We start from the raw sequence: 17,673 nt of genomic DNA, 5'->3' as shown, positions 1-17,673 counted from the left end.
TTCGATTTCAGCGGCGGGACCGGAGTAAATCCCGTCCTCGTCGGTCGCGGTTGCCCGCGCCGGCCGGCCTGTCGCCGCACGTGGCTAGCGTTCGCTAGCCACGTGCGGCTCGGGCTCAGGCGCCAGCCACTTCGGTCGTGTCGACCTTGATGCCTGCACCCATGGTCGACGAGATCGCGACCTTCTTGACGTACTTGCCCTTAGCGCCGGTCGGCTTGGCCTTGACCACCGCGTCGACCAGTGCGTCGAAGTTCGCGCGCAGATCTTCCGCCGGGAACGACGCCTTGCCGATGCCCGAGTGGATGATGCCGGCCTTTTCGACGCGGTATTCGATCTGACCGCCCTTGGCAGCTTCGACCGCGGCGGCGACGTTCATCGTCACCGTGCCGAGCTTCGGGTTCGGCATCAGGCCCTTCGGACCCAGCACCTTACCGAGGCGACCGACGATGCCCATCATGTCCGGGGTCGCGATGCAGCGATCGAAATCGATCGTGCCACCCTGGATGGTTTCCATCAGGTCTTCCGCGCCGACGACGTCTGCGCCAGCGGCGAGCGCCTCTTCAGCCTTCGCGCCGCGGGCGAACACGCCGACGCGGACGGTCTTGCCGGTGCCCTTGGGCAGCGTGACGACGCCGCGGACCATCTGGTCGGCGTGACGCGGATCGACGCCCAGGTTCAGCGCGACTTCGATCGTCTCGTCGAACTTCGACGTGGCGCCCGACCGTGCGAGACCGATAGCCTCGTCGATGCCGTGCAGCTTGACGAGGTCGACCGTGATGGCCTTCTGCTTCTTGCTCAGCTTAGCCATGATCTCAGCCCTCCACCACTTCGAGGCCCATTGCGCGGGCGCTGCCTTCGATGATCTTCGTCGCAGCGTCGATATCGTTGGCGTTGAGGTCCTTCATCTTCGTCGTGGCGATCTCGCTCAGCTGCGAGCGCTTGATCTTGCCAGCGACGACCTTGCCCGGCTCCTTCGAACCCGACTTGAGACCAGCGGCCTCCTTGATCAGGTACGAGGCAGGCGGGGTCTTGGTCTCGAACGAGAACGAGCGATCCGCATAGACCGTGATGACGGTCGGGATTGGCATGCCCTTCTTCAGTTCGCTCGTGCCGGCGTTGAACGCCTTGCAGAACTCCATGATGTTCACGCCGCGCTGACCCAGCGCAGGCCCGATCGGCGGCGCGGGCTTTGCCTCGCCTGCAGGCACCTGCAGCTTGATGTATCCGGTAATCTTTTTAGCCATGTCACTCTCTTTATGTGAGCCTAGCGGTGATGGCGGCCATCTCGCGACAGCCTCCCGCAATTCCAACAGTGAAGGTGGAAGCCGGCGCGCATAGCCGAAAACGTGCGGAGCGGCAACACCCTCCTGCGCCGCTATCCCGTAGTGATACCCGCCTAGTGATACCCAATCGTCACACGCCGTCGCACAAATTAAAACTGTAGCGAAACGGTCACCCGACTGTCGCCGCGCCGCCATAGGTGCCGCCCCGGGGAGTGATGATCGACCGATCTCGCTAGGGGTTTTCAAGAATGACGATGTTTTCTCGTACCGCCGCACGGCTGTTGTGTGGCGCTGTCGGCCTGGTCGCGGTCGGGTTCGTACCGGCCGCCGTGTCGGCGCAGTCGCTGGTCGCCAAGGACGCCGAGCCCGGCTCGCCCGCGCCGGTCGCCGCGCCCGAGCCCGTACCGGCCGCCGGTCAGGACGACACGATCGTCGTCACCGGTACCGCCACGCGCTCGGTCGCGCAGATCAGCGGCGTCGACATGCAGAAGATCCTCCCCGGCGTCAGCCCGCTCAAGGCGTTGCAGACTCTGCCGGGCGTGACGTTCCTGACCGCCGATCCATGGGGCAACAACGAACAGAACATCTCGCTGTTCGTCCACGGCTTCAACGCGCAGCAGCTTGGCTACACGCTAGACGGCCTGCCGCTGGGTGATCAGAATTACGGCAATTACAATGGCCTGTCGCCGCAACGTGCGATCATCTCGGAGAATGTCTCGCGCGTGACGCTCGCCAGCGGCGCGGGCGATCTGGGCACCGCATCGACCAGCAACCTCGGCGGCACGATCGACACCTTCTCGAGCGATCCGCGCAAGGACCTCGGCGTGCAGGTCGACCAGACGCTCGGCAGCCATTCGACCTCGCGGCTGTTCGCGCGGATCGACAGCGGCACCTTCGGCAACGGCAACAGCTTCTACATCTCGGGCTCGCGGCAGAAGGCGAAGGCGTGGGATTTCGACGGGATCCAGGGCGGGTATCAGGCCAATGCGAAGTTCGTCCATGACGATTCCAACGGCAAGCTGACGCTCTACGCGGCCTATTCGGACAAGACCGAGCCGAACGAGGATTCGACCGTCATCACCACCGCGACGCAAGCCACCGCGCCGTATGTCCGTCCGTTCAAGTTCCCCGATTTCCAGGGGATGCTCAATTACCTGAACTCGGGCGCGTACAAGGCCGACGGCTCCAACTACAGCAACTATTACGGCGTCGCCGCGCGGACCGATTATCTCGGCTACGTCAAATATGACTGGAACGTCAGCGACCGCGTGAGCTTCTCGAACCAGGCCTATTACCATCACAATGACGGCGTTGGGATCATCGGCGGCCCGATCGACGTCGCCGGCCTGCCCAAGCTGTTCTCCTTCTATTATCCCGGGCAGAACCTGACGACGGTGTTCGGCGGATCGGGCCTGGCGACGCGCACGACCGAATATCGCATCGCCCGCGGTGGCCTGGTGTCGACGGTCGGCATCGATCTCGGTGCGCATCACATCGAATTCGGCGCCTGGTACGAGCATCAGAGCTCGTCGGCCTATCGCCGCTGGTATGCGTTCCCGGTCAACGACCCGACCACGCCCTATCAGCGCCCCCGCGACTCGCTGACTCCGCTGATCACGCAATATCATAGCGAAGTGCGCGTCGACGAATATCAGGCGCACATCCAGGACAGCTGGAAGGTGCTGCCGACTCTCACGCTCCAGGGCGGCGTCAAGAGCACGTTCCAGAACGCGTCGCAGCGCGTACCGACGCAGCCGATCCCGGGCTCGTTCACCGGTTCTGTCGCGCTGCCGGTCGGCAAGATCGACACGCACAAATATTTCCTGCCGCAGCTCGGCGCGCTGTGGGATGCGACCGACACCGAGCAGGTGTTCGTCAACGTCCAGAAGAACATCCGCCAGTTCCAGACCAGTGCCGCCGCCGGCCTCTCGCCGTTCGCGCTCGGCAGCCAGGCCGCGTTCGATCTGTTCAAGGACGATGTCGAGCCCGAGACGAGCTGGACGTACGAGGCGGGCCTGCGCTCGCATCACGCGCTCAGCCTTGGCCCGATCACCGGGTTCGAGGGCCAGATCAGCGTGTATCACGTCGATTTCAGCAACCGCCTACTCGGCATCAGCCCGACGCCGGTGGTCACCGCGGTCGTCAGCGGTGCGGCGATCATCCAGAATGTCGGCGCGGTGAAGACGGACGGCGTCGATGTCGCGGGCACGATCCGGTTCGGCCCGCACTTCTCGTTCTACGATGCGCTGTCGTACAACAACTCGCGCTACGAGCAGGACTATGTCAGCGGCACGACCACGGTCGGCACCGCGGGCAAGAAGGTGCCGGGCAGCCCGGATTGGCTCAACAAGTTTACCGCATCGGCCAATTACGACATTTTCGACGCGCAACTCATCGGCGATTATATCGGCAAGCGGTATGCGACCTATACCAACGACCTTTCGGTAAAATCCTACTTCACGCTGTCGGGCCGGATCGCCGCGCGCGTGCCCTTGTCGGAAGGGCAGATCGTCAAGACCGCGACGGTCAGCCTCAACGTGACGAACATCACCAACAAGCGCGCCGCCTCGACGCTCAGCATCGGCGCGGCGAGCGGGACGTTCAACCAGTTCCCGGTCGCCCCGCGCCAGGTGTTCGGCACGATCAGCGTCGGCTTCTGATCCCGGTCGAGTCCTCCCCGGGGCGGGGAGGGCTCGACACTGCGGTGCAGCCGCGGCGGGTCGATCACGAGGTCGCAGAGGCGTGCCGGTCATGGGGGCATGACACCGGCAGGTATCGATCAAACCCGATCCAATAATCTCCGAGTGCGAGCCATATTGTCGGCTAGCATCGACCGCGATCGGATCGAGCATCCGACGATATCGGGGGGATCATGCTCAAACCATTTCGCACGCTGCTTGCCGCGTTGTGCCTGTCGCTGCTCGCCGTTGCGCCTGCCTTTGCGCAGGAGAAGACCGGTGCGAAGCCCGGCTTCGTGCTCAAGCCCGGCACTGCGCGAATCGTGCTGATGCGGCCGTCGATCCGGGTCGGCGCGCAGTCGACGGGTGGGATGTTCGAACCCAATGCCGACTGGACCGATCAGGCGAAGGAAAACCTCGCCGCCGCGCTCGCCACCGCGCAGACCGGGCTCGGCAACAGCGTAGTCGCCTATGCAGAGCCGGTCGGTGCGGACTCGGCGCGGGTGGCGGAGTATCAGGAGCTGTTCGACGCGGTCGCGTCGTCGGTGATCGAGTATCAGTTCTTTGCGGGAAACCGCCTGCCGACCAAGAAGCGCAAGGACCAGTTCGAATGGGGACTCGGCCGCGCGGTCGGCGCGCTGCCCGGCCTGGCCAATGCGGACTATGCGCTGTTCATCTCCACCGAGGATCATTTCGGTTCGACCGGGCGAAAGGTCTTGCAGGTCTTTGCCGCGATGGCGCGCATCGGCGTCACCGCGGGCGTGCACAAGGGGTTTGCCGGGCTCGTCGACCTGCGCACCGGCGACCTCGTCTGGCTGAACGCCGACATGCAGATGGGCGGCGACGTCCGCGATGCTGCGGGCGCGGGAAAGCGTGTCCGGCAGTTGCTCGAAGGCTTTCCGGGCAAGCCGGTGGAGGCGCCCGCCGCCGCCGACCCCGCTGCGGTCCGCTGATATGCGCGCTCTCATGGCAGCGCTGCTGCTAGGCGCGACGGTTTTCGCGAGCGGCGCTGGCGGCGCGGCGGTCGCCGGCGAGACGGGGCGGCTTGCGCTGCCGACCTATTCGCAGGCCTATGCCCCGACCACGGTCGATGAACGCGGGGCCTGGATGGAGGCGGACGAGGACGAGCGAAGGTTGCGCGAATCCCCATCGGTTATCAGGGATCCAGCGCTCAACGCCTATGTCCGCGGGGTGCTGTGCCGCACCGTGGGGGACGATCGCTGCCGGTCCGTGCGGATCTATATCGAGCGGGTTCCCGCGTTCAACGCATCGATGAGTCCGAACGGGACGATGATCGTCTGGTCGGGGCTGCTGCTCCGCGTGCGGAACGAAGCCGAGCTCGGCGCCATTCTGGGCCATGAATTCGGCCATTTCGAGCTGCGGCATAGCGTGCTGGGCTTCAAGAACCAGCGGAGTGGCACCGATCTGATGGCATGGGCGTCGATCCTCATCCGCAACAGCGGCGACATCCAGTACGCGACGATCGGCCAGATCTACGCCTTCAATCGCGCGCAGGAGCGCGAAGCCGACCTGATCGGATTCCAGTATCTCGCGCGGTCTTGCTATCCGGGCTCGGCCGCGGCCGACGTCTGGGACCATATCATGGGCGAGTCCGACGCGACCGCGCTGGGGCGCAAGGGCAGGGCGCAGCACAAATATGTCGCGGGCTTCTTCGCCTCTCACCCGACCGAGCTTGCGCGGGCCACCTATCTGCGCGCTGCATCGCTTGCCGTCGCCGAGGCCAAGCCCGTCGTCGTCGATGCGCATCAGGCGGCGATGGCGGCGTGGTTGCCGATTTTCCTCAACGACCAGATCAAGCTCAACGATTTCGGCGGCAGCGAATATATCCTGGCGAACCTCGCCGCGGGTAGCGGCTGGACGACGCCGCTGCTCTACGCGCGCGGCGAACTGTACCGTGAACGCGGCAATCCCCGCGATCTCGTCAGCGCGGCGCAATTCTACCAGGAGGCGATCGGTCGCGGCGATGCTCTGGCCGAAGCGTATCGCGGGCTCGGCCTCGCGCTGCTGCGCAACCAGCAGTCCACCGAGGGGCAGGCCGCGCTCGCCACCTATCTCCGCCTAAAGCCGGCTGCGCCCGACGCCGCGCTCATCGCCACCCTGGTCTCGCAATGAGGAAGATCATGTCCATCACGCATCGCACCGCGCTCGCGGCCCTGGCCGTGTTCGCGTTCGCCGCCCCCGCCATGGCCGGCAACACGCTCATTCCACCTGGCGCGCGAGTCGCGGTCGCCAAGTCCGCGATGACAGTGGTGCCGAGCATCGAATGGAACAAGCTGGGCGCGCGTCCGGGGCGCAATTCGGAAAGCTGGACGCAGGACGGCGACGATTTGAACGACCTCACCTTCTACGGCGGGATCGAGGCCGGCCGGCCGCTGTTTCGCGAGATCGACAAGAAGAACCAGCCCCTGCCGAAGGTGTCGGCGACGATGCTGATCACCGACATCCCGGTGCTGCTCGAAAACAGCTACCGCGTCGCGCTGGGTGCGGCGTCGTTCAAGGTCGACCTCGTCGAGCCACTGGCCTTTGCCGGCAGCAAGGGGGTGCGTTTCACCTACAGCTTTTCGAAGCAGAACGAGACGCTCCAGCGCCGTGGCGAGGCGCGCGGGGCGGTGATCGCGGGCAAGCTTTACCTGATCACCTATGAGGCGCCGGGGCTCTATTATTACGATCGCAGCGCCGCGGCGTTTCGGGCGGTGGCGGAGAGCGTGAGGCTGTAACGGGCCGGGTCGAGGCGGCCTGGTGCGGCCCGCCTACTAAGGCCCTATTGGCGCGGCCCCCAGACGTGCCGGCAGTACCATCCGCTCTGTAGCTAACTGCGGACTACTCGGCGCGCATCCCGCCTCCCGTCATCCTGATGAAAGTCAGGATCTCAAGCAGTTAGGGACGGTGTCAGAGGTGCAGGTATGTACTGAGCCGCGCCGCGAGCGACAACGCCCGACGCGGGAGTAAATCCCGCGTCGTCGGCCGGGCCGTTGGCCCGCCGGCTGGTCGAGGCCGTCTCAGGATTAGCTCGCGCCGATCCTGGGCGGCCGCAAGTAACGCTTTGCGCGTTACTTGCTTCTTTCGACCTGCTCGAACTCGAGCTCGACCGGCGTCGCACGACCGAAGATCGACACCGACACCTTGACTCGGCTGCGGTCGAAATCGAGTTCCTCGACCAGGCCGTTGAAGGTCGCGAACGGACCGTCGAGAACCTTGACCTGATCGCCGATCTCGTAGTCGACCTTGACCTTCTGCTTGGGCGCCGCGGCGGCCTCTTCCTTGCTGTTGAGCATCCGCGTAGCTTCCGCCTCGCTGATCGCCTGCGGCTTGCCCATGCTGCCGAGGAAGCCGGTGACCTTGGGCGTGTTCTTGACGAGGTGATACACGTCGTCGTTCATGTTCAGCTTGGCGAGCACATAGCCCGGCATGAACTTGCGCTCGACCGCGATCTTCTTGCCGCGGCGGGCCTCGGTCGTGGTTTCGGTCGGGACTTCGATCTGCTCGACGAGCTGTTCGAGACCCATGCGGGTCGCCTCGGCCATGATCGAGTCGCGGACCTTGCCCTCGAAGCCCGAATAGGCGTGAATGATGTACCAGCGCGCCATGACGGAACCTTGCTTACTGAGCGAGTTTGAGGAGGGCGGAGACGATCGCTTGCAGGATCGAGTCGACGCCCAGGAAGAACAGCGCGAGGATCGTCGTCATGATCACCACCATCACGCCGGTCATCACCGTTTCGCGACGCGTCGGCCACGTGACCTTCGCGGTCTCGTTGCGGACCTGCTGGATGAATTCGAGAGGGGACGTTTTCGCCACGATGTTCTTCGAACCCGCTGATTGAGGAAATTGAGATGCGAGACATAGACCCACTAGCCGCTCCCTGTGAAGGGACGCGGCGGCAGGTCCGTCCTCGCTGTCGGAAGCGCCGCAGATAGCTTTGGTGGGCGGGTAAAGCAAGGGTGGGCCGGGAGAGGGCTATAGCACCTGCCGCGAGACCCTGAGATGAACCGGTTGGGCGGCGGCTGGAGAAGTGGCGGGGGAGAGCGCTTGGGTCGCTCGATCCCCCGCACGATCGTCTTGCCGGTGCCGGTTTCACCGGCGGCTCCGCTCCCACGGTTTCTATTTATCGTTCGGCCCGACGACAGCGTCCGATGTGTACGCGTAACGCAGGCGAAAAAAAAGGCCGGTACGAGACCGGCCATGAAAGTTTTTAGGAGAGGATGCCTGAAAGGCCTGATCGTTGTGCATCGCAGCACTCGATAGGGCAAATGCGAAAATTGCATTATCAAATGCAACTTCTGCAATCGTAGCGGACGCAACAAAGCGCCGGTCAGGACGCTGCCGGTGTTCAGACGATCAAATTCGAATTTAAAGGGGGTGGCAGGAGTGCTCGGATTCGAACCGAGGGCCTTCGGTTTTGGAGACCGACGCTCTAACCAACTGAGCTACACTCCTACGCGGTCGCGCCCCATACCCAGCGGTTTCGAGAAGGGCAAGCGTCTTGCGCGGATTTCGTCGACATAAGGATGATACATTGCGTCCCGTGGCGCGGGCCCGGTATCTCGCCCGCTAGGCCTTGGCCAACCAAGTGCATGTTAGAAAGCGTAATGATATGAAGGCAGGACTGTTGCTGGCGCTTCCCATCGCCGCGCTCTTGATGGGGGCGGGCCCCCTCCCGCAGGTGCCCGATCTTGGCCCGCAGCTCGAACGCTTCACCTATCCCTGGCCCGTGCAGACGATGGAGGTCGATATCGTCGGCGCGCCCGCACAGATGGCGTTCATGGACATCGCGCCGCAACGGCCCAACGGACGCACCGTCGTTCTCCTGCACGGCAAGAACTTCTGCGGCGCGACCTGGGGCAGCACTGCGCGGGCGCTAAGCGAGACCGGCTACCGGGTGATCGTTCCCGACCAGATCGGCTTCTGCAAGTCGTCCAAGCCGCGTGCGGCGCAATATAGCTTCGAGATGTTGGCGACGTTCACCAGGCGCCTGCTCGAATCGCGCGGCATCACGCGGGCGACGATCGTCGGGCATTCGATGGGCGGCATGTTGGCGATGCGTTATGCAATTCTCTATCCTGCGTCGGTCGAGAGGCTGGTGCTGGTCAACCCGCTTGGCCTGAAGGATCGCGGTGAGGAAGGTGTGCCCTACACCGATGTCGACACGCTATGGGCGAACGAGAAGAAGACGAGCTACGCGTCTATCAAGGCGTACCAACTCGAGAATTACTATCACGGCGTGTGGAAGCCATCCTATGATCGCTGGGTCTGGATGCAGGCGGGCATGTATCAGGGGGCAGGGCGCGATACCGTGGCGCTCGCGCAGGCCAAGACCAGCGAGATGATCAAGACTCAGCCGGTCGCACACGAGCTCTACCGGATCACCCCGCCGACGACGCTGATCGTCGGGACGCTCGACAAGACCGCCTTCGGCCGCGCGCAGGCCCCGGCGAACTTGCGCAAGTTTCTTGAACCGGTTCCGATGGTCGCGCCGCGGGCGGTAAAGCAGATGCCGAATGCGACGCTCGTCATGCTCGACGGGCTGGGTCATTCGCCGCAGGTAGAGGATCCCGCTCGATTCGAGAGGGCGTTGCTGGCGGCGATCGGCCCGCGACCGCGCTAACGGGGGGGCGCCGCAAACCGATTCCGGCCCGTTGACCCGAGCCGCGTCCTGGCATATAGGCGCGCCCTGTTCTTCGGGAGTCTTTCCCGCCGGGCATGCTTGAACATTGCTGGATGCATTCCAGGGCCTGAGGAGCGGTTTCGCTTCCTAGGGTCCTTTTTGTATTCTCAGGCGCCTCAATGGCTCCAGCAAAGTAACCACTTGAAAGGTGAAGGCTTCAATGCCGACGATCAACCAGCTGGTCCGCAAGGGCCGCGATCCGCAGAAGGCCAAGTCGAAGGTCCCTGCGATGGAAGCAAATCCGCAGAAGCGTGGCGTTTGCACGCGCGTCTACACGACGACCCCGAAGAAGCCGAACTCGGCTCTGCGCAAGGTGGCCAAGGTTCGCCTGACCAACCAGCGCGAAGTCATCAGCTACATCCCGGGCGAGGGCCACAATCTTCAGGAGCATTCGGTTGTCCTGATCCGTGGCGGTCGTGTCCGCGATCTTCCCGGTGTTCGCTATCACGTCCTGCGCGGCGTGCTCGATACACAGGGTGTGAAGGACCGGCGTCAGTCGCGTTCCAAGTACGGCGCCAAGCGTCCGAAGTAAGCCGGTCGATGCCAACCGACGCAAGTCGGCACTGGTATGATTCGATCACTAAGGCTGAAGTTTAGAAGGAATATAAAATGGCACGTCGTCGTCGTCCCGAAAAGCGGGTCATCCTGCCTGATCCCAAGTTCGGGGATGAGGTTCTGTCGAAGTTCATGAACAGCGTCATGCTGGACGGCAAGAAGTCCGTCGCAGAACTGATCGTGTACGGTGCATTCGAAACCGTCGAGCAGCGTGCCAAGCGCGACCCGATCGGCGTTTTCCACGATGCGCTGAACAACGTGAAGCCGGGCATCGAAGTCCGTTCGCGTCGCGTCGGTGGTGCAACCTACCAGGTTCCTGTCGAAGTGCGTCCCGAGCGTGCACAGGCGCTGGCGATCCGCTGGCTGATCGGTGCGGCACGTTCGCGCAGCGAGAACACGATGGCCGCACGGCTGTCGGGCGAGCTGATGGATGCTGCCAACAACCGCGGCAACGCGGTCAAGAAGCGCGAAGACACGCACCGGATGGCCGAAGCCAACCGTGCATTCTCGCACTACCGCTGGTAAAAGCGGGCTTCGAAGCCTAGCATTGGTAACCGTGTCACGGGTGGTCTTTCGCCCGTAACGCAAACACCTATATATTGGGGAGCCGGCACGTTCGGCTCCCCATATCCTTAAGGAAGCACGATCATGGCCCGCAGCCATCCGCTCGACCGTTACCGCAACATCGGCATCATGGCGCACATCGACGCCGGCAAGACGACGACGACCGAGCGCATCCTCTATTACACCGGCAAGTCCTACAAGATCGGCGAAGTGCACGAAGGCACCGCGACGATGGATTGGATGGAGCAGGAGCAGGAGCGCGGGATCACGATCACGTCGGCTGCAACCACCTGCAAGTGGCGCGCCGAAGAAGGTAAGGGCGAAGAGCACCTTATCAACATCATCGACACCCCGGGCCACGTCGATTTCACGATCGAAGTCGAGCGTTCGCTGCGCGTCCTCGACGGCGCGGTCGCGTGCTTCGACGGTGTTGCCGGCGTCGAGCCGCAGTCCGAGACCGTGTGGCGTCAGGCCGACAAGTACGGCGTGCCGCGCATGTGCTTCGTCAACAAGCTCGACCGCACCGGCGCCGACTTCTATTTCTGCGTCAACTCGATCATCGATCGTCTCGGCGCGCGTCCGGCGGTCCTGTACCTGCCGATCGGCATGGAAGGCGGCTTCAAGGGCCTCGTCGACCTCGTTGAGAACCGTGCGATCATCTGGCTTGAAGAGAGCCTGGGCGCGAAGTTCGAATATGCCGAGATCCCCGAGGACATGGCCGAGAAGGCTGCGAAGTATCGCAGCGAGCTGATCGAGATGGCCGTCGAGCAGGACGATGCTCTGATGGAAGCCTATCTCGAGGGTAACGAGCCGAGCGTCGCTGACCTCAAGAAGCTGATCCGCAAGGGTACGCTCAGCATGGCGTTCGTGCCGGTTGTCTGCGGTTCGGCGTTCAAGAACAAGGGCGTCCAGCCCCTGCTCGACGCCGTGGTCGACTATCTGCCTTCGCCGCTCGACGTTCCCGCGATTCAGGGCCTGAAGCTCGACGGCGTGACGCCGGACGAGCGTCCGTCGTCGGACGAGGTTCCGTTCTCGGCACTGGCGTTCAAGATCATGAACGATCCGTTCGTGGGCACGCTGACCTTCGCCCGCATCTATTCGGGCAAGCTGGAGACCGCATCGCAGGTCACCAACTCGGTCAAGGACAAGAAGGAAAAGGTCGGCCGCATGCTGCTTATGCATGCGAACAGCCGTGAGGACATCCAGGAAGCCTTTGCTGGCGACATCGTCGCGCTCGCAGGCCTCAAGGATACCACGACGGGCGACACGCTCTGCGCGATGAACGCGCCGATCATCCTCGAGCGGATGGAATTCCCCGAGCCCGTGATCGAGCTGTCGGTGGAGCCGAAGACCAAGGCCGATCAGGAGAAGATGGGCGTCGCGCTCAATCGTCTTGCACGCGAGGACCCCTCGTTCCGCGTGTCGTCGGACCCCGAGTCGGGCCAGACCATCATCAAGGGCATGGGCGAGCTCCATCTCGAGATCCTGGTCGATCGCATGAAGCGTGAGTTCAAGGTCGAGGCCAATGTCGGCGCTCCTCAGGTCGCGTATCGCGAGTATCTGAAGAAGCCGGTCGACGTGGACTACACGCACAAGAAGCAGTCGGGCGGTACTGGCCAGTTCGGTCGCGTGAAGGTCAAGGTCACGCCGGGCGAGCGCGGTTCGGGCATCACGTTCAAGGACGAGATCAAGGGCGGCAACATTCCGAAGGAATATCTGCCGGCGATCGAGAAGGGCTTCCGCGAAACCGCTGCGTCGGGTTCGCTGGTCGGCTTCCCGATCATCGATTTCGAGATCGTGCTGTATGACGGCGCGTATCACGACGTCGACTCGTCGGCACTGGCGTTCGAAATCTGTGCACGTGGCGCCATGCGCGAAGTGGCACAGAAGTCGGGCATCACGCTGCTCGAGCCGGTCATGAAGGTTGAGGTTGTCACCCCGGAGGATTATCTGGGCGACGTCATCGGCGACATGAACAGCCGTCGTGGCCAGATCCAGGGCACCGACAGCCGCGGCAACGCGCAGACCGTCGAGGCGATGGTGCCGCTGGCCAACATGTTCGGTTACGTGAACTCGCTCCGCTCGTTCACGCAGGGCCGTGCGCAGTACTCGATGCAGTTCTCGCATTACGACGAAGTGCCGCAGAACGTCGCCGACGAAGTGAAGGCGAAGCTGGCCTAAGGCGCACGGAGCCAGGGCAACCTGGCTCCGAGACGCCGAAAGGCCGGCCGGCTTCGGTCAACGACCGAAGTCCGACGACGCGGAATTTACTTCCGCGTCGGCCTCTCCGTAAGGCAGGGGCTGGCGCAACGCTTTAACAGCCGCTATTGGGCCGCGTTCGCGCGGTTCCCGGGGTGGCACCGGAATACGAATCAGAAGGTAGGAAACAATGGCCAAGGCAAAATTTGAGCGGAACAAGCCGCATCTCAACATCGGCACCATCGGTCACGTCGATCATGGCAAGACGTCGCTCACCGCTGCGATCACGAAGGTTCTGGCAGAGACGACCGGCGGTACCGCTGTCGACTTCGCCAACATCGACAAGGCTCCCGAGGAGCGCGAGCGCGGCATCACGATCTCGACCGCACACGTCGAGTACGAGACGGCCAACCGTCACTACGCGCACGTCGATTGCCCGGGCCACGCCGATTATGTGAAGAACATGATCACCGGCGCAGCTCAGATGGACGGCGCGATCCTTGTCGTTTCGGCGACCGATGGCCCTATGCCGCAGACCCGTGAGCACATCCTGCTCGCACGCCAGGTCGGCGTGCCTGCGATGGTCGTGTTCATGAACAAGGTCGATCTGGTCGACGACGAGGAAATCCTCGAGCTGGTCGAGATGGAAATCCGCGAGCTGCTCAGCTCGTACGACTTCCCGGGCGATGACATCCCCGTCATCAAGGGTTCGGCAACCTGCGCGCTGTCGGGTTCGAACCAGAAGCTCGGCGCCGACGCCGTCACCGAGCTGATGCAGGCTGTCGATGACTACATCCCGCAGCCCGAGCGTCCGCTCGATAAGCCGTTCATGATGCCGATCGAGGACGTGTTCTCGATCTCGGGTCGTGGTACGGTTGTCACCGGCCGCGTCGAGACCGGCATCGTCAAGGTTGGCGAGGAAGTCGAGATCGTCGGTATCCACCCGACCGTTCGCAAGACCACGGTCACGGGCGTCGAGATGTTCCGCAAGCTGCTCGACCAGGGCCAGGCTGGCGATAACGTCGGCGCGCTGATCCGCGGCGTTGCACGCGACGAAGTCGAGCGTGGCCAGGTGCTCTGCAAGCCGGGCACGATCAAGCCGCACACCGACTTCAACTCGGAAGTGTACGTGCTGTCGAAGGAAGAGGGTGGCCGTCACACGCCGTTCTTCGCCAACTACCGCCCGCAGTTCTACTTCCGCACGACGGACGTGACCGGCACCGTCGAGCTGCCTGAGGGCACCGAGATGGTCATGCCAGGCGACAACGTGTCGCTCGGCATCAAGCTGATCGCCCCGATCGCCATGGACGTGGGCCAGCGCTTCACGATCCGCGAAGGCGGCCGTACCGTCGGTGCAGGCGTCGTGAGCCAGATCGACAAGTAAGCATCTTCTCCCTCGGGAGATGATCAAAAAGAGCCCGGCTTCTCGCGAGAGAGGCCGGGCTTTTTCGTGTTTGGAGCGGGGCGGATAGTCAGACCATGCCGGTACCAACCGCTACGCCAGCTTGCCAGCATCCTCCGTAGTCTTAGGCGACGCGAACCGAACCGTGCTGATTGAGAGGCTCGTGAGCGTGCGGAAGCGCTGGGAGTACCTAATCAGGGTCTGTTTCCCACCCGAGCGCTGCCGTCCTTCCGACTGCTGGCGCGTTGTGGCATAAGGTCGATGGAGAAAGCATCATGGCATCCATCAAGATATCCCTGCCCGAATCGGTGCACGACTATGTGCAGGCGCGGGTCGATCGTGGACAATACGCCAGCGCCAGCGAATATGTTCGGGATCTGATCAGTCGCGATCAGGGGGGCGTCGAGAATGAACAGCGCTGGTTACGTGAGTTAGACCTGTCGGTATCCGATACGCTTGCGGAGATGAACGCGGGCGGGGGCGTCGACCTGGATACGGCGTGCGATGCTGCATGCGCCGACATCGGTGGGCTGGCAAGGTCGTCTCGCGTTTGAAGGTCGTTCTGTCGTCGCGTGCCGCGGACGATCTCAAGCAAATCTCCGGCTTTATCGCTTGCGACAAGCCGGTCCGTGCCGTCTCTTTCGTTGGCGAACTGCGCGAGGTCGCATTGCGACTCGCTGACATTCCTCTCGGCTACCCCTTGGTCCCTCGTTACGAAGTGCACGGTATCCGCCGACGATCATGGAAAGGGTACGGGATACTGTACTCTGCCTTGCCAGGCCGTGTGTTCGTCCATCGCATCCTCGGCCCCGGTCAGGATTATGACCGCGCGTTGAGCTTGGTCTGATCTGATTGGGGTGGGGAGGGGCGGGCACTATCTGTGCGCGTATGTTGCACCCGGTCTCCGAAAACCAGCAACCGCCGGTTGCATTTCACCCGACTCTCCCGTAATGGCCCGCCTTCGGTTTAAACATCAACCAGCAAGAGCCCGGAAACGGGCCCGCTCTTTCGCATCGGTAGGGACTATGGACAGCAATATCCGCATTCGTCTGAAGGCGTTCGATCACCGTGTGCTCGATCAGGCCACTGGCGACATCGCCGACACCGCACGCCGCACCGGCGCGCTCATCCGCGGTCCGATTCCCCTTCCGACGCGCATCGAAAAATTCACCGTGAACCGCGGCCCGCACATCGACAAGAAGTCGCGCGAGCAGTTCGAGGTGCGCACGTACAAGCGTATGCTGGATATCGTCCAGCCGACGCCGCAGACGGTCGATGCGCTGATGAAGCTGGACCTCGCCGCTGGCGTTGACGTCGAGATCAAGCTCGCCTAAGGGCGAGCGCGGCGCGGTCGACCGGTAACGGTCCCGCGCCGTTCGACATTGGGATACCGCCGTCGGTGCAAACCGACGGGGCAGCGTCCCCCGTCACGCTCCCGCATTCGCAGGAGCACCAGCCCGGGACGGGGGCGTTTCGTATTTACCGGGTTGATCCGACTCCATTCAGGGCTTTGGCCGGGAATGGGGTCAGGTGGATGCATCATGGAGCTTGCTCCGGACATGGTCCGCAAGCCCCCGAGGAATAGTCCGACGGGGCCTCTGTCTAGGAAGGGACAAGATCATGCGTACTGGCGTGATCGCGAAGAAGATGGGGATGACCCGCCTGTTCCAGGAAGATGGTCGGCACGTGCCGGTCACCGTTCTGGCACTCGAAGGCAATCAGGTCGTTTCTGTTCGCGAAATGGATCGTGACGGCTACACCGCCGTCCAGCTTGGTGCAGGTGTTGCCAAGTCGAAGAATGTCGCAAAGCCGCAGCGCGGCCATTTCGGCAAGGCCGAAGTGGAGCCCAAGGCTGTCGTCCATGAGTTCCGTGTGAACGCGGACGGCCTGCTCGACGTTGGCGCCGAGATCTCGGCCGACCATTACGTCGCAGGCCAGATCGTCGATATCCAGGGCAAGACCCAGGGTAAGGGCTTCCAGGGCGGCATGAAGCGTTGGGGCTTCGGCGGTCTGCGGGCAACCCACGGCGTGTCGGTCTCGCACCGTTCGCTCGGTTCGACCGGTCAGCGCCAGGATCCGGGCAAGGTCTTCAAGAACAAGAAGATGGCCGGCCACATGGGCGACAAGTATCGCACCCAGCAGAACCTCGAGATCGTATCGACGGACGTCGAGCGTGGTCTCCTGTTCGTCAAGGGTTCGGTTCCTGGCTCCAAGGGTGGCTGGCTCTTCGTCAAGGACTCGGTGAAGGTCGCGCGCCACGCCGACGCACCGTTCCCCGCCGGTCTCAAGACCACCAACAGCAACACTGCAGCAGACACGCCGGCCGAAACGACCGACGCACCTGCGGCCGACGGCCAGGAGGGCTGAGCGTGAAGATCAAGGTTTCATCTTTCGCCGGTACCGACGCTGCGGACATCGAGCTCAACGACGAGGTCTTCGGCCTCGATCCGCGCGCCGACATCCTGCACCGTGTCGTCACCTGGCAGCTCGAGAAGCGTCGCGAGACGGCTCGCGGCACCCGTGAGCGCGCAGACGTTGCGCGCACCGGCAAGAAGTTCGGTCGCCAGAAGGGCGGCGGTACGGCTCGTCACGGCGATCGTCGCGCACCTGTGTTCATCGGTGGTGGTAAGGCACACGGCGCCCGCGTCCGTGACTTCAACCCGTCGCTGAACAAGAAGGTTCGCGCGCTCGGTCTGCGGATGGCGCTCAGCAGCCACGCCAAGGCGGGTTCGCTGGTCATCATGGACAGCCTGGCTGTCGAGGGTGGCAAGACCAAGACGCTGCTCGGCGATCTCGCCAAGCTCGGCTTCGGCAAGCGTGCGCTCGTCATCGACGGCGACATGGTCGACACCAGCTTCGCATTCGCTGCGGGCAACCTGTACGAAGTGAACGTGATGCCGGCAGCCGGCGCCAACGTTTACGACATCCTGAAGCATGACACGCTGGTGCTGACGCGCGCCGCTGTCGAAAAGCTGGAGGCGCGCTTCCATGGCTAAGAAGCAGAAGGCGGGCATCGATAATCGTCATTACGACGTTATCCTGGCCCCGCACATCACCGAGAAGACGACGACTCTGTCGGAGCACAACGCGGTGGTGTTTAAGGTGTCCAACGACGCCACGAAGCCCGAGATCAAGGCGGCCGTCGAGGCGCTGTTCGACGTGAACGTCGTCGGCGTGAACACGCTCGTCCAGAAGGGCAAGACCAAGAAGTGGAAGGGCACGAACTACTCGCGCTCGGACATGAAAAAGGCAATCGTGACGTTGAAGGACGGTCAGTCCATCGACGTGACGACGGGGATCTGAGGC

At 63.3% G+C, this 17,673-nt stretch carries 19 protein-coding genes and 1 tRNA gene; 15 read left to right on the top strand and 5 right to left on the bottom strand.

Annotated features, from left to right (window positions below; translation table 11 throughout):
• Positions 1 to 115 precede the first annotated feature (115 nt).
• Both rplA and rplK read right to left on the bottom strand, forming a co-directional pair.
• A complete protein-coding gene (gene rplA / locus EV283_RS01845) occupies positions 116 to 808 on the bottom strand; it encodes a 50S ribosomal protein L1 (protein ID WP_056411270.1) in 693 nt (230 codons plus the stop codon).
• 4 nt (positions 809 to 812) lie between these two features.
• The gene (gene rplK, locus EV283_RS01840) at positions 813 to 1,244 is read right to left on the bottom strand and encodes a 50S ribosomal protein L11 (protein WP_031392847.1); all 432 of its coding nucleotides are present in this window, start codon (positions 1,242 to 1,244) and stop codon (positions 813 to 815) included.
• 287 nt (positions 1,245 to 1,531) lie between these two features.
• Between rplK and EV283_RS01835 the strand changes: the two genes are divergently transcribed.
• The 4 genes from EV283_RS01835 (at position 1,532) to EV283_RS01820 (ending at position 6,699) form a co-directional block, all read left to right on the top strand.
• A complete protein-coding gene (locus EV283_RS01835) occupies positions 1,532 to 3,943 on the top strand; it encodes a TonB-dependent receptor (RefSeq protein ID WP_347400191.1) in 2,412 nt (803 codons plus the stop codon).
• A gap of 212 nt (positions 3,944 to 4,155) precedes the next feature.
• Positions 4,156 to 4,914 (top strand): hypothetical protein, encoded by a 759-nt coding sequence (locus EV283_RS01830; RefSeq protein ID WP_130322200.1) that lies wholly within the window; start codon positions 4,156 to 4,158, stop codon positions 4,912 to 4,914.
• Between the two features lie 13 nt (positions 4,915 to 4,927).
• Positions 4,928 to 6,094, top strand: a complete 1,167-nt coding sequence (locus EV283_RS01825; protein WP_130322198.1) for a M48 family metallopeptidase — start codon at positions 4,928 to 4,930, stop codon at positions 6,092 to 6,094.
• An 8-nt stretch (positions 6,095 to 6,102) separates the two neighbouring features.
• Positions 6,103 to 6,699 (top strand): hypothetical protein, encoded by a 597-nt coding sequence (locus EV283_RS01820; protein ID WP_130322196.1) that lies wholly within the window; start codon positions 6,103 to 6,105, stop codon positions 6,697 to 6,699.
• 333 nt (positions 6,700 to 7,032) lie between these two features.
• Here EV283_RS01820 and nusG read toward each other — a convergent pair whose 3' ends face one another.
• The 3 genes from nusG to EV283_RS01805 form a co-directional block, all read right to left on the bottom strand.
• Positions 7,033 to 7,569, bottom strand: coding sequence for a transcription termination/antitermination protein NusG (gene nusG, locus EV283_RS01815; protein WP_055872668.1), 537 nt, complete (start codon positions 7,567 to 7,569; stop codon positions 7,033 to 7,035).
• Positions 7,570 to 7,582: 13 nt separating this feature from the next.
• Positions 7,583 to 7,780 (bottom strand): preprotein translocase subunit SecE, encoded by a 198-nt coding sequence (secE, locus tag EV283_RS01810; RefSeq protein WP_056047594.1) that lies wholly within the window; start codon positions 7,778 to 7,780, stop codon positions 7,583 to 7,585.
• A 562-nt stretch (positions 7,781 to 8,342) separates the two neighbouring features.
• Positions 8,343 to 8,419 (bottom strand) — tRNA-Trp (locus tag EV283_RS01805).
• A gap of 157 nt (positions 8,420 to 8,576) precedes the next feature.
• On the opposite strand from EV283_RS01805, the gene EV283_RS01800 reads away from it, so the two are divergent.
• The 11 genes from EV283_RS01800 to EV283_RS01750 all read left to right on the top strand — a co-directional run bounded on the left by EV283_RS01800 (position 8,577) and on the right by EV283_RS01750 (position 17,670).
• Positions 8,577 to 9,587 (top strand): alpha/beta hydrolase, encoded by a 1,011-nt coding sequence (locus EV283_RS01800; RefSeq protein WP_130322194.1) that lies wholly within the window; start codon positions 8,577 to 8,579, stop codon positions 9,585 to 9,587.
• A 220-nt stretch (positions 9,588 to 9,807) separates the two neighbouring features.
• A complete protein-coding gene (gene rpsL / locus EV283_RS01795; RefSeq protein ID WP_010164594.1) occupies positions 9,808 to 10,179 on the top strand; it encodes a 30S ribosomal protein S12 in 372 nt (123 codons plus the stop codon).
• A 77-nt stretch (positions 10,180 to 10,256) separates the two neighbouring features.
• The gene (gene rpsG / locus EV283_RS01790) at positions 10,257 to 10,727 is read left to right on the top strand and encodes a 30S ribosomal protein S7 (RefSeq protein WP_055872660.1); all 471 of its coding nucleotides are present in this window, start codon (positions 10,257 to 10,259) and stop codon (positions 10,725 to 10,727) included.
• A gap of 123 nt (positions 10,728 to 10,850) precedes the next feature.
• A complete protein-coding gene (gene fusA, locus EV283_RS01785) occupies positions 10,851 to 12,947 on the top strand; it encodes an elongation factor G (RefSeq protein WP_130322192.1) in 2,097 nt (698 codons plus the stop codon).
• Positions 12,948 to 13,155: 208 nt separating this feature from the next.
• Positions 13,156 to 14,349: an elongation factor Tu gene (gene tuf / locus EV283_RS01780; protein WP_031393767.1), complete on the top strand. Its 1,194-nt coding sequence runs from the start codon at positions 13,156 to 13,158 to the stop codon at positions 14,347 to 14,349.
• Positions 14,350 to 14,642: 293 nt separating this feature from the next.
• Positions 14,643 to 14,921: a type II toxin-antitoxin system ParD family antitoxin gene (locus tag EV283_RS01775; protein ID WP_130322190.1), complete on the top strand. Its 279-nt coding sequence runs from the start codon at positions 14,643 to 14,645 to the stop codon at positions 14,919 to 14,921.
• Positions 14,918 to 15,214: a type II toxin-antitoxin system RelE/ParE family toxin gene (locus EV283_RS01770; RefSeq protein WP_207223020.1), complete on the top strand. Its 297-nt coding sequence runs from the start codon at positions 14,918 to 14,920 to the stop codon at positions 15,212 to 15,214. The genes EV283_RS01775 and EV283_RS01770 overlap by 4 nt, the downstream gene beginning before the upstream one ends.
• A 178-nt stretch (positions 15,215 to 15,392) precedes the next feature.
• Complete coding sequence (gene rpsJ / locus EV283_RS01765; protein WP_007406109.1) at positions 15,393 to 15,701, top strand: 30S ribosomal protein S10; 309 nt, start codon at positions 15,393 to 15,395, stop codon at positions 15,699 to 15,701.
• Positions 15,702 to 15,987: 286 nt separating this feature from the next.
• Positions 15,988 to 16,734, top strand: a complete 747-nt coding sequence (gene rplC / locus EV283_RS01760) for a 50S ribosomal protein L3 (protein WP_055872654.1) — start codon at positions 15,988 to 15,990, stop codon at positions 16,732 to 16,734.
• A gap of 2 nt (positions 16,735 to 16,736) precedes the next feature.
• On the top strand, positions 16,737 to 17,363 hold the full coding sequence (rplD, locus tag EV283_RS01755) for a 50S ribosomal protein L4 (RefSeq protein ID WP_055872651.1): 627 nt from the start codon (positions 16,737 to 16,739) through the stop codon (positions 17,361 to 17,363).
• Positions 17,356 to 17,670: a 50S ribosomal protein L23 gene (locus EV283_RS01750; protein ID WP_031393763.1), complete on the top strand. Its 315-nt coding sequence runs from the start codon at positions 17,356 to 17,358 to the stop codon at positions 17,668 to 17,670. The genes rplD and EV283_RS01750 overlap by 8 nt, the downstream gene beginning before the upstream one ends.
• The last annotated feature ends 3 nt before the right edge of the window (positions 17,671 to 17,673 follow it).

This window comes from Sphingomonas sp. BK036 (assembly GCF_004216825.1).
In the GTDB taxonomy this organism is placed as follows: domain Bacteria; phylum Pseudomonadota; class Alphaproteobacteria; order Sphingomonadales; family Sphingomonadaceae; genus Sphingomonas.
This window is presented reverse-complemented; position numbering and strand designations above follow the sequence as displayed.

Excerpts from the sequence above, each read along its gene's own strand:
- rplA (WP_056411270.1), bottom strand. The coding sequence starts at position 808 with ATGGCTAAGCTGAGCAAGAAGCAGAAGGCCATCACGGTCGACCTCGTC.
- rplK (WP_031392847.1), bottom strand. The coding sequence starts at position 1,244 with ATGGCTAAAAAGATTACCGGATACATCAAGCTGCAGGTGCCTGCAGGC.
- EV283_RS01835 (WP_347400191.1), top strand. The coding sequence starts at position 1,532 with ATGACGATGTTTTCTCGTACCGCCGCACGGCTGTTGTGTGGCGCTGTC.
- EV283_RS01830 (WP_130322200.1), top strand. The coding sequence starts at position 4,156 with ATGCTCAAACCATTTCGCACGCTGCTTGCCGCGTTGTGCCTGTCGCTG.
- EV283_RS01825 (WP_130322198.1), top strand. The coding sequence starts at position 4,928 with ATGGCAGCGCTGCTGCTAGGCGCGACGGTTTTCGCGAGCGGCGCTGGC.
- EV283_RS01820 (WP_130322196.1), top strand. The coding sequence starts at position 6,103 with ATGTCCATCACGCATCGCACCGCGCTCGCGGCCCTGGCCGTGTTCGCG.
- nusG (WP_055872668.1), bottom strand. The coding sequence starts at position 7,569 with ATGGCGCGCTGGTACATCATTCACGCCTATTCGGGCTTCGAGGGCAAG.
- EV283_RS01800 (WP_130322194.1), top strand. The coding sequence starts at position 8,577 with ATGAAGGCAGGACTGTTGCTGGCGCTTCCCATCGCCGCGCTCTTGATG.
- rpsL (WP_010164594.1), top strand. The coding sequence starts at position 9,808 with ATGCCGACGATCAACCAGCTGGTCCGCAAGGGCCGCGATCCGCAGAAG.
- rpsG (WP_055872660.1), top strand. The coding sequence starts at position 10,257 with ATGGCACGTCGTCGTCGTCCCGAAAAGCGGGTCATCCTGCCTGATCCC.
- fusA (WP_130322192.1), top strand. The coding sequence starts at position 10,851 with ATGGCCCGCAGCCATCCGCTCGACCGTTACCGCAACATCGGCATCATG.
- tuf (WP_031393767.1), top strand. The coding sequence starts at position 13,156 with ATGGCCAAGGCAAAATTTGAGCGGAACAAGCCGCATCTCAACATCGGC.
- EV283_RS01775 (WP_130322190.1), top strand. The coding sequence starts at position 14,643 with ATGGCATCCATCAAGATATCCCTGCCCGAATCGGTGCACGACTATGTG.
- rpsJ (WP_007406109.1), top strand. The coding sequence starts at position 15,393 with ATGGACAGCAATATCCGCATTCGTCTGAAGGCGTTCGATCACCGTGTG.
- rplC (WP_055872654.1), top strand. The coding sequence starts at position 15,988 with ATGCGTACTGGCGTGATCGCGAAGAAGATGGGGATGACCCGCCTGTTC.
- EV283_RS01750 (WP_031393763.1), top strand. The coding sequence starts at position 17,356 with ATGGCTAAGAAGCAGAAGGCGGGCATCGATAATCGTCATTACGACGTT.